The sequence below is a fragment of the Bradyrhizobium sp. Ken51 genome (assembly GCF_055807435.1).
The window spans coordinates 36,704-46,991 of sequence record NZ_JBVVPB010000042.1 but is presented as its reverse complement, the minus strand read 5'-3'; the positions used below and the strand labels follow the sequence as shown (position 1 = coordinate 46,991).

Annotated in this window: 11 protein-coding genes; 8 read left to right on the top strand and 3 right to left on the bottom strand. The window is 62.0% G+C overall.

Translation table 11 applies throughout. From position 1 onward, the window contains the following. Nucleotides 1-173: 173 nt before the first annotated feature. Nucleotides 174-701: a winged helix-turn-helix transcriptional regulator gene (locus tag AC0L27_RS36900; protein ID WP_275169693.1), complete on the bottom strand. Its 528-nt coding sequence runs from the start codon at nt 699-701 to the stop codon at nt 174-176. Nucleotides 702-924: 223 nt separating this feature from the next. Here AC0L27_RS36900 and AC0L27_RS36895 point away from each other — a divergent pair, with 223 nt between their 5' ends. Then, nucleotides 925-1,662: an SDR family oxidoreductase gene (locus tag AC0L27_RS36895; RefSeq protein WP_007614048.1), complete on the top strand. Its 738-nt coding sequence runs from the start codon at nt 925-927 to the stop codon at nt 1,660-1,662. Between the two features lie 48 nt (nt 1,663-1,710). Here AC0L27_RS36895 and AC0L27_RS36890 read toward each other — a convergent pair whose 3' ends face one another. Both AC0L27_RS36890 and AC0L27_RS36885 read right to left on the bottom strand, forming a co-directional pair. Further along, nucleotides 1,711-2,607, bottom strand: a complete 897-nt coding sequence (locus AC0L27_RS36890; RefSeq protein WP_354204921.1) for an SMP-30/gluconolactonase/LRE family protein — start codon at nt 2,605-2,607, stop codon at nt 1,711-1,713. A gap of 34 nt (nt 2,608-2,641) precedes the next feature. Continuing rightward, nucleotides 2,642-3,301 carry a GntR family transcriptional regulator gene (locus AC0L27_RS36885; protein WP_275169423.1) on the bottom strand — a complete coding sequence of 220 codons (660 nt, stop codon included), beginning with the start codon at nt 3,299-3,301 and terminating at the stop codon, nt 2,642-2,644. Between the two features lie 229 nt (nt 3,302-3,530). Here AC0L27_RS36885 and AC0L27_RS36880 point away from each other — a divergent pair, with 229 nt between their 5' ends. The 7 genes from AC0L27_RS36880 (at nt 3,531) to AC0L27_RS36850 (ending at nt 10,237) form a co-directional block, all read left to right on the top strand. Continuing rightward, on the top strand, nt 3,531-4,547 hold the full coding sequence (locus tag AC0L27_RS36880) for a TRAP transporter substrate-binding protein (protein ID WP_275169422.1): 1,017 nt from the start codon (nt 3,531-3,533) through the stop codon (nt 4,545-4,547). A 76-nt stretch (nt 4,548-4,623) separates the two neighbouring features. Beyond that, the gene (locus tag AC0L27_RS36875) at nt 4,624-5,133 is read left to right on the top strand and encodes a TRAP transporter small permease (RefSeq protein WP_354060052.1); all 510 of its coding nucleotides are present in this window, start codon (nt 4,624-4,626) and stop codon (nt 5,131-5,133) included. A 61-nt stretch (nt 5,134-5,194) separates the two neighbouring features. Continuing rightward, nucleotides 5,195-6,475 carry a TRAP transporter large permease subunit gene (locus AC0L27_RS36870; RefSeq protein WP_275169420.1) on the top strand — a complete coding sequence of 427 codons (1,281 nt, stop codon included), beginning with the start codon at nt 5,195-5,197 and terminating at the stop codon, nt 6,473-6,475. Between the two features lie 32 nt (nt 6,476-6,507). Continuing rightward, complete coding sequence (locus AC0L27_RS36865) at nt 6,508-7,002, top strand: type II 3-dehydroquinate dehydratase (RefSeq protein ID WP_473322637.1); 495 nt, start codon at nt 6,508-6,510, stop codon at nt 7,000-7,002. Nucleotides 7,003-7,016: 14 nt separating this feature from the next. Beyond that, nucleotides 7,017-7,673 carry a hypothetical protein gene (locus AC0L27_RS36860; protein WP_275169418.1) on the top strand — a complete coding sequence of 219 codons (657 nt, stop codon included), beginning with the start codon at nt 7,017-7,019 and terminating at the stop codon, nt 7,671-7,673. After that, a complete protein-coding gene (locus AC0L27_RS36855; RefSeq protein WP_275169417.1) occupies nt 7,673-8,488 on the top strand; it encodes a sugar phosphate isomerase/epimerase family protein in 816 nt (271 codons plus the stop codon). Before AC0L27_RS36860 ends, AC0L27_RS36855 begins: the two co-directional genes overlap by 1 nt. Before the next feature lie 27 nt (nt 8,489-8,515). After that, nucleotides 8,516-10,237, top strand: a complete 1,722-nt coding sequence (locus AC0L27_RS36850) for an FAD-dependent oxidoreductase (RefSeq protein ID WP_354204929.1) — start codon at nt 8,516-8,518, stop codon at nt 10,235-10,237. Nucleotides 10,238-10,288: the final 51 nt, after the last annotated feature.

The window sequence follows — 10,288 nt, the reverse complement described above, 5'->3', positions numbered from 1 at the left end:
CAGCGGACCGCGGGTGCCAGCCGGCACCCGGCCTTCCCTGCGCCCTCTTGGATAAGAGGGTGGAGTGACGAAGCAAAACTCGGTCGAATTGCGCCGCGAGAACGAGAGCTCATGTCCGCTGTTGAAAGATCAGCCCGGGATATGTCGAACGTTGCTCGCGCCACGCCGCCATCTCACGCGGCGCTGCGCTGGGTCTTTGACTTTGTCTCTCGCTTTGCCTTCTTCTCCGGCGCCGCCGATACCGGGGTGCCTCGAGCACCGGGACCGGGGTGGGTATGAACCTCCTTGGCCGAAAGCGGTTCGCCACATTCGGAGCAAACCATGACCGGATCGAAGTCCTTGCCGCATTTGCGGTGTTGATGCAGCAAAGGTCGTCCGCGCGCGTCGACCATATGAGTGTCGCCCCAGTGCACGATCGCCATCATGATCGGATGGAGATCGAGCCCCTTTTGGGTGAGGATGTATTCGTGCCGCTTGGGCGAGTCCTGATAGGGAATACGACGCAGCACGCCCTGCCGGACCAGCTTCTTCAGCCGTTCGGCGAGCAGGTGACGCGTGATTCCGAGCGAAGACTGAAACCCCTCGAAACGGCGTGTGCGCAGGAAGCATTCACGCAGGATCAGAAGGGTCCAGCGGTCGCCGATCACGCCGATGGTTCGGGCCATCGAACACGGCTCGTCCTCCAGCTCACCCCATTTCATTCCAGATCTCCACTCTGCCCGCGGCTTCTGCGCAAATCGTCCAGGAATCCTTTGGTCCGAGGACCATTCTAAATCGGCACTTACTGCGAGACAATGTTTCTATGATACCGAATTCAGCAGTAAATCGACCAAGATTGACAGTTCTGTTTTAGAACTGTAGAAATAGTCTGCGGCTTGGATGATGGTCCGATGACCGGATTCAGACCTGACCGGGAGAAGACCCTTGCAAAAGAGAAATGCGACCGTGGCCGTGATCGGCGCCGGTGATTTTATCGGCAGCGAGATTGCAAAGAAGTTCGCCTCCGAGGGCTTTACGGTGTTCGCGGGGCGCCGCGACGGCGCCAAGCTCGAACCACTCGTCAAGGAGATCGAGCAGGCCGGCGGCGAAATTCACGCGCGCGCGCTCGATGCGCGCAAGGAAGACCAGATCATCTCGTTTCTCGGCGATGCCGACAAGCACGCCCCGCTCGAGGTTTGCATCTTCAACGTCGGCGCCAACGTCAACTTTCCGCTTCTGGACACGACCGAACGGGTGTTCCGCAAGGTCTGGGAAATGGCTTGCTATTCCGGCTTCCTCGCCGGCCGCGAGGCCGCGCGCCTGATGCTGCCCCGTGGCCAGGGCAACATCTTCTTCACCGGTGCGACGGCGAGCTTGCGCGGCGGCAGCGGCTATGCGGCCTTTGCCAGCGCCAAGTTCGGCCTGCGGGCGGTCGCGCAAGCCGCGGCGCGTGAATTGGGCCCGAAGAACATTCACGTGGCGCATCTGATCATCGATTCCGGCGTCGACACCGAATGGGTCCGGCAACGGCGGATCGAGGCGCTTGGTCCGAACGCGCTGGATAATCCCGACCTCTTGATGCCGCCATCGTCGGTCGCCGAATCCTATTGGATGCTCTATCAGCAACCCAAGAGTGCCTGGACCTTCGAGCTGGAGATTCGTCCCTTCGGCGAGAAATGGTAGCGAAGCCGGTTCACGATGGCCCGTGCAAGGGTTCAGACTGAAAAGGGTTCAGAATGAATTGCCGAAGCGGTGCTCTGGAAGTCCCTGTGCGATGCCATCAATGGCCAGAACATGACCCGCTCGGGGTTCGCGGCTCAATTGCTCGCGATCCAGAAATTTTCTGGCCGTCGTCACGAACAGTGTCTTCAGATCGGTTCCGCCGAAGCACACGCAGGTCGGATTGGTCGCGGGCACTGGAATGACGGTGTCGATCCGGCCGTCCGGCCGATAGCGTATCACCCGGCCGCCGGAGAAGAAGGCGGTCCACAGTCCGCCGGCAACGTCGATACACGCGCCGTCGGGCCGCTCACCGGAGGCGCTGTAATCCGCGAACAACCGTCTGTTGCGGATCGCGCCGTCATCGAGATCGAAGTCGAACTGCCAGGTGCGGTAACGCCTCGTATCCGTGAAATAGAGTGTGCGATTGTCAGGTGAGAACGCGATGCCGTTCGTCACGACGACATCGCCGAACATACGCGTCCGGCCGTCGGCGTCCACGCGATACAGCGCCCCGTTCGGCCGATGCAGCTGGTTGTCCATGGTGCCGATCCATAGCCGGCCCCGGGCGTCGACGCGTCCGTCGTTCAGGCGGTTGTCGAGGCCGCTTTCGATTTCGCAGAGCTGACCTGGAGCACCGTCACCGGACGCGCGGCGATAAAGGCCCAGATCCTGCGCGAGCAGGTGGGAGCCATCCGCCGTCAGAGCCTGGCTGCCGAGGAAGTTGCATGCGTACGGAACAACCTGATGCGCGCCTGTTGCCGGATCGAACGATTGATGCAGCCGCCGGTCGATGTCGACCCACCACAGCTTGCGGGATCGATCGCACCACAATGGCGTCTCGCCGAGGGTATCGCCTGCGGCGACCGCCGTTTCGACGCGATGCGCGGGGACCATGTGGGGAGTCATTCCGCTATCCGATTGCAGCCACGAGCGCTGGCGATCAGCCCTCGTTCCAGGAGGCGAGGGCGTGCGCGACGCAGCCGTTGATGTGCTCGGTGAGCACGGCCTTGGCGCTTTTGATGTCGCGCTTGAGGGCGCAGTCCAGCAGCGCCTTGTGCTGATTGATCGTCTCCGCGCCGCGGTAGCGCAGCGCATAGCGGAAATATTTGTCGAACACGACCGCGTGCGTCTGCATCAGCTCGCGCGAACCGCAACTCGAGATCAGCGCCTGGTGGAATTCGCCGTCATAGCGTTTGCGCAGCTCGGGATCGTCGCCTTCGCTCAGCACGGTGCGTTCGGTCGCCGCCAGCTTGTGATGCGCCGACACCACGCGGCCTTCCCACTCCACGTCGCCGGCGCGGAACGACTCGGCCATTGCATGATGCTCCAGCAGGATGCGGAGACCAGCGAGCTCACGCAGGTTCTGGATGGATATCGGCGCCACCTCGAAGCCCCGCTGGCCCTCGGCAACCACGAATCCCTCGGACGTCAGACGATTGAGGATCTCGCGCAGTGTGCTGACGCTGAGGCCGTAATCTTCCTTCATGGCATCGAGCTTGAGGCGTCCGGATGGCGTGAGCACTCCGAAAATGATGTCGGCCCGGATGCGCTGATAGCCGCTGTCGCCTGCCGACAGGGGCCGTTCCTCGAGTGACGTCATGCCTTCTGATCCCGCCTGTCCCGATCGCCGGCCACTTCGGAGGGCGGCCGAACCATCAATGTTGCCAGCACTATAGCAGATTTTCGGTGTATGACGTACTGCAAATCATCATATGAAATAGGTATCATCATTTGACATGGAAATATATGTGTGGTGTCTAAATAGGCTGAGGGTACGAAAAATAATGGCTTAAGCCGTCGTTCGTGCCCGTCCGAACAGGGAGGAAACGATGAGCTTGTTGGTACGGGCGCTGTCTGCGACGGCGATCTGCGTGGCGCTGACGGTCGGTGCATCCGCTCAGGAGATTCAGGAGCGGACGATCAGGTGGGGACACCTGAACAACACCGATCACCCCGTCAGCGCGGGGGTGCAGAAATTTGCGGAGATCCTGCTGGCGAAGAGCGGGGGCAAGATGAAGGTCCGTGAGTTCGCGGCCTCGCAGCTCGGCAACGAGCTGCAGCAGCAATCGGCACTGCGCGGCGGTACCCAGGAAATGCTGTCGGCCTCGACGACGTCGCTCGCAACCGTAGTGCCGGAGTTCGGCCTCATCGACTTTCCATTCATCGTGAAGACCATCGAGCAGGCCGACGCGCTCGGGACCGGCAAATTCGGCACGTCAATGCTTGATACGTTGCCGTCGAAGGGGCTGATCGGTCTGGGATATTGGGGCCTCGGCTTCCGCAACGTCACCAACAGCACGCGGCCGATCACCAAGGTCGAGGATTTCAACGGCCTCAAGCTTCGCGTCATTCCGAATCCGGTCTACCTCGAGACCTTCGGATCCTTCAAGGCCAATCCCGTTCCGATGGCCTTCGGCGAACTTTATTCGGCGCTGGAGACGCGCACCGTCGATGGCGAGGAGAACCCCTTCACGGTCATTCTCTCCAACAAGTTCTACGAAGTGCAAAAATACGTTTCCGCCACCAATCACACCTTCACACTGAACATCATCCTGGTGAGCAAGGCCTTCTGGGACAAGCTTTCTCCGACCGAGCAGCGCCTGATGCGCGAGGCGTACGAGGAAAGCCGAGGCTATCAGAAGGAGCAGACGCGCCTTCAGACCGAAAAGGCCCTGTCGGAACTGCAGGCGAAGGGCATGCAGTACAACACCGTCGCGCCGGAAGAGCTCGATCGGATGCGCAAGACGGCGCAGCCGGTGGTCGACAAGATTGCCGCCAATCTCAAGCCGGAGGCGGTCAAGCTGTTCAACGACGAACTCGAGCGCATCCGCAAGGACGTGAAGTAGTCGATCTCGTCAGTATGCAAGAGGCGGAGCCGACCGGTCGGCCGGCTCTCGAATTGACTTTGCCTGGACGGCCCGTATGGCACGATTGCTCGACCTCTATTGCACCCTGCTGAAGGGCACCATCGCCGCATTTCTTGCGGTGATGGTGGTGCTGGTGTTCGGCAACGTAGTTCTGCGCTACGGCTTCAACTCCGGTATCGCGATTTCCGAGGAGCTGTCACGCTGGCTCCTGGTCTGGCTGACTTTCCTCGGTGCGGTCGTGGCAATGCGTGAGCACGCCCATCTGGGAGTCGACGCCATCGTGCGGATGCTGCCGGCCGTCGGCAAGCGCTTCTGCTTCATCATCAATTACTGCCTGATGCTGTTCGCCGATTGGCTTCTGCTCTCGGGAAGTTGGCGGCAGACGATCATCAATATCGACGACCGCGCGCCGGCGACCGGCCTGTCGCTTGGCATCTTCTATGGCGTCGGCGTGATCTTCGGCGTTTCGGCCGGAGTGATCCTTCTCTACGACCTGTTCCGTGTCATCTCCGGACAGGCCAGCGAAGCCGACATGGTTGCCGTCAGGGAATCGGAGGAGCACTGATGCTGTCTCCCCGTATCGTGCCGCCCGGCGCTCACATCCTGAAAATCACCGGGATCACGCCATGACGATTGCCGTCTTCACCTTCTCGCTGCTCGGCGCCATGGCGCTGGGCATGCCGATCGCCTTTGCGCTGATCGTCTGCGGCGTGGCCTTGATGAGCACGATCGACATGTTCGACGCCCAGATCGTGGCGCAGAACGTCATCAACGGCGCGGACAGCTTTCCGCTGATGGCCATTCCCTTCTTCATGCTGGCCGGCGAGGTCATGAACAAGGGCGGTCTGGCCAAGCGAATCGTCAACGTTGCGCTCGTCGCCGTCGGACACTTTCGGGGCGGACTCGGTTACGTCACGATCCTCGCGTCCTGCATCCTCGCGTCGCTCTCGGGCTCTGCGGCGGCCGATGCCGCGGCGCTCGCCGCCCTGCTGGTGCCGATGATGGTGGCGGCGGGCCACAAGAAGTCCTATGCGGCGGGCCTGGTGGCGGCCGGCGGCATCATCGCGCCCGTGATTCCGCCCAGCATCGGATTCGTCATCTTCGGTGTCGCCGCGGGCGTGTCGATCTCAAAACTGTTTCTGGCCGGGATCGTCCCGGGGATGTTGCTCGGGGCAGGGCTCTGCCTGGCCTGGTGGTGGGTGGTGCGCCGGGAGAACCTGACGCCCCCGCCAAGAGCATCGCTCTCGGAAATGGTGAAAGCAGTGGTCGACGGCTTCTGGGCGCTGATGCTGCCGGTGATCATCGTCGTCGGCCTGCGCTTCGGCATCTTCACGCCCACGGAAGCCGCAGTGGTCGTCGCCGTCTATTCGCTGTTCGTCGCGACCTGCATCTATCGGGAATTGAAGCTGTCGCAGCTTTATCAGGTCTTCGTCTCCTCGGCCCTGACGACGAGCATCGTGATGTTTCTCGTGGCAGCGGCGCTGGTGTCGTCCTGGCTGATCACCGTGTCCGAGATTTCGACACAGATCGTCGCCCTGCTGAAGCCTTTCATGGGCAACAACACGCTCCTGATGCTGGCGATCATGGTCGTGGTGGTGATCGTGGGAACGGCCCTCGACATGACACCGACCATCCTCATCCTCACGCCGATCCTGATGCCGATCGTCAAGGCGGCGGGAATCGATCCCGTTTATTTCGGCGTCCTCTTCATCATCAACAATGCGATCGGCCTGATCACGCCGCCGGTCGGCATCGTGCTCAATGTGGTTTGCGGTGTCTCCAGGATCAGCATGGAGGACATCGTCAAGGGCGTCTGGCCCTTCTTGATTGCACAATTGATCGTCCTGTTCGCGATGGTGCTATTCCCGGGACTGGTGACGATCCCGGCCAAATGGTTTGCCGGCTAGATGCGTCGGCAGCAAACGAAGGAAGAACGAAAATGGCCGCAAGGATCATGATCCTCAACGGACCCAATCTCAATTTCCTCGGCATCCGCGAGCCCCACATCTACGGCTCGACGACGCTTAGGGAGATCGAGGCGAGCTGCCAGGCGCTGGCTGATCAGCTCGGAGTTTCGATGTCGTTCCATCAATCGAACATGGAGGGCGAACTCGTCACCCTGATCCAGTCCGCTCAGGGCAACGCGGACGCCCTCATCATGAACCCCGCGGCCTATTCATTCACCTCGATCGCGCTGATCGATGCGCTGAAGATTTTCGAGGGTGTGAAGATCGAGGTGCATATCTCCAACATTCACGCGCGGGATGAGCTGCACCGCCACTCGATCACGTCGAGCGCCTGCACGGCGGTCATTTGCGGACTGGGTTCGTATGGCTATCTCGCCGCGATGCTCGCGGCCGTCCAACGGCTGGGGCAATCGCCTGAGACCATTGCACCGGCTCTGCACGGGCTTGCGGCCGGCGGCAAGGCGTAGGCATGGAGGGCGGGATGCGCGGCACGGGATTTCTGGCCATCTGGAGCGACGTCGAGGCTCACGACCTGACCGACTACCGGCACTGGCTGACGCGTGAGCACACGACCGAGCGCGTGACGACGAGGGGCTTCCTGGCATCGCGTGTCTTCCGCGTGGCAAGGGACGACATCAACCGCTTCTTCATTCTGTATGAGCTGGAGACGCCGGAGGTCCTCGACGGCGAGGCCTATCTGGCGCGCCTCAACGCACCGACGCCGTGGTCACAGCGCATCATGCCGAAGCTCGGCAATTTCATGCGCGGCGGCGGCGTCATGATCGCGCGGGGAGGGCGAGGCGAGGGCGCCTCGGTCGTGGCGCTCCGGATCGAGACATTGCCGAAAGATCCTCGGGGTCTGGCTCAGGCGCTTGTTGGGTGCGACGGGGTTGCCGCCGTGCAGATCGGCGCGACCGACGAGGCGCGGACGTCGGTGCGGACGACCGAGAAGGGCATGCGGAAGAACGAGGGCTTTTTCGCCGGGCTGTTGCTGATCGAGGCGCTCGACGTCGCGTCGTTGCGGGCTGCCTTGCAGCGGGCGAGCGAGCTTGCGCCCGACGCCATGGCCGGGGCGAGCGAGCCGGAAGTTTATCAAAGCATGTTTGCGCTCGACGCCCGTATCGCGGATTTCGGCTGATGACGTTCTCGCTCGCCGCGTTGACCGTGCTCGAGCTTGCGCCGCCCGAGATGATCGAATTGGCGGCGCATTGCGGCTACGAAAAAGTCGGGCTCAGGCTGTTGCCTGCCACGCCTGGCGGTGTTGCCTATCGCCTGATGGACGATGCGCCGCTCCTGCGGGAGACGCTCCGGCGATTGGAGTTGACGGGGGTGACTGTCGCCGATCTCGAGGTCGTGGCGTTCAGACCGGAAACCGAGATGGCCTCGTTTACGCCCTTCTTCGAGGTAGGTGCGCGCCTCGGCGCCAAACACATCCTCGTCGCGGCCTATGATCCGGATCTGGCGCGGTTTTCGGATCGCTACCAGCAATTTTGTGAGGCGGCAGCAAGCTACGGCCTCACCTCCGACCTCGAATTCATGCCCTGGACGAGCGTTCCAGACCTGAAGACCGCGATCCGGATCGTCGGCGACGTCGATCGTCCCGGAGCCGGCATTCTGGTCGATGCGCTGCATTTCGATCGGTCGCAGAGCTCGCTTGCGGACCTCCGCGCCATCCCGGCGCAACGCTTTCACTATTGGCAATTATGCGATGGCCCCGCCGAACGCCCATCGACCACTGAGCAGCTCATCCATGCCGCTCGCGAGGAGCGGATGTTTCCGGGCGAGGGCGGAATAGACTTGATGGGGCTTGCAAGCGCGATGCCGCATGACCTGACCATCAGCATCGAGGTTCCGACCGTTCAACTGGCAAAGAGCGTCGACGCCGCGTCGCGAGCACGCCGGGCGTTGGCGGCGGGCAAAGCCGTCGTGGAGCGGGCGCGCAGCCAGAGGTGAGAATTCGGGACGGAAGGGTAGTTCGGGATGCCGCAAGCCGATCGCTCCTGGGACGTCGAGACCGATCTCCTGGTCGTCGGGGCGGGTGCCGCCGGCATGACGACATCGCTGGTGGCTGCCCTTGAGGGGCTCGACGTGATCCTTTGCGAGAAGTCGGACACGGTCGGCGGTACGACTGCGACCTCCGCCGGCACCATCTGGATTCCGGGCAATCGGCAGGGACTGCTTGCAGGGATGTCAGACTCCACCGAGGCGGCGCGGGTCTATCTTGAAGCATTGCTCGGCGAACACGCCGCGGACCCGCGCGTGGATGCATTTCTCAAGGTGGGTCCTCTCATGCTTGATTATCTCGGGCAGAGGACGAGCGTACGGTTTGCGGCGCCACCGGTACATCCCGACTACAAGAATCTTCCTGGGGCAGCGATCGGTGGTCGTGCTCTCGGCGCCGTTCCGTTCGACGGCCGCAAGCTTGGCAAGGACTTCGAGCGCATTAGGCCCCCGCGGCGAGAGTTCATGGTCCTCGGCGGCATGATGGTCGGGAAGGCGGACATTCCGGCGTTGCTGGCGCCATTCCGCAACTGGACGAACTTCAGGCATGTCGTTGGCCTTCTCGGTCGGCATTTGCTCGATCGACTTCGCTACAACCGCGGAACACGTCTGATCATGGGCAACGCTCTCGTCGCGAGGCTGTTTGACAGTCTCCGTCGTTCCGGCGTGGATCTGCGATATGAGACCAAGCTCACTGAGCTCATCCGTAGCGGCGACGCAGTCGTCGGGGCCGTTTTGTCATCGTCCTCAGGAGCATTGGCAATACGTGCCCGCAAAGGCGTGGTGCTGGCAACGGGAGGCATCGGCTGGAGCCGCGAACTCCGCGAAAGGTTTTTCCCCGAGGCCGCGCACCGATTTTCACTCGCGCCTTCGTGCAATACCGGGGACGGCCTGCTCGCGGCCGAACGCGTCGACGCGGTGATCGAGCGCGATTTCGACAGCCCCGCCTTGTGGATGCCGAGCTCGGTCATGACGCAAGCGGACGGCCACGTCTCGGTATTCCCGCACATTATGCTGGATCGTGCCAAGCCGGGACTGCTTGCGGTGAACAAGTCCGGCCGCCGTTTCGTCAATGAAGCCGACTCCTATCACGACTTCGTGGAAGCGATGTTGCGATCGGACTCGTCTTCCGTATTGGCTACGCCGGCTTTCCTGATTTGCGATCGCGCCTTTGTCAGCGACTATGGCATTGGTCTCGTTCATCCCGGGACGAGGGATTTGGATAAATTTTTGAAGGCTAAATATTTGCTGGCAGGCGAAACGATCGAAGCACTGGCCGAAAACATCGACGTCGATGGCGGCGAGCTTGCTCAAACGATCGAGCGATACAATCGCTATGCCGAGAGCGGTGTGGACGAAGAGTTCGGCCGCGGTTCAAGCGAGTTGAACCGGTTCAATGGCGATCCCCGGACCATGCCAAACCCGTGCCTGCGCCGGATCGGTCCCGGGCCTTACTATGCCGTCGCAGTATGGCCGACGGATCTCGCTAGCAGCGCCGGCTTGTGCACGGATTCAACCGCCCGGGTCTTGTCGAGCCGTGGGACGGCCATACCCGGACTCTACGCCGTCGGTACCGATTCATCCTCGATCTTTCGAGGCACCTATCCGGGCCCGGGCACGATGATCGGACCTGCGATGGTATTCGGATGGTGCGCGGCAATGCATGCCGCGGGCGCTTCAGCTCAGGAAGAAGGCAACTGAAAGCCGGTCGTTCGCTGCGCCGAGCTAGGAACTCTTGCGCACCATCGAGGC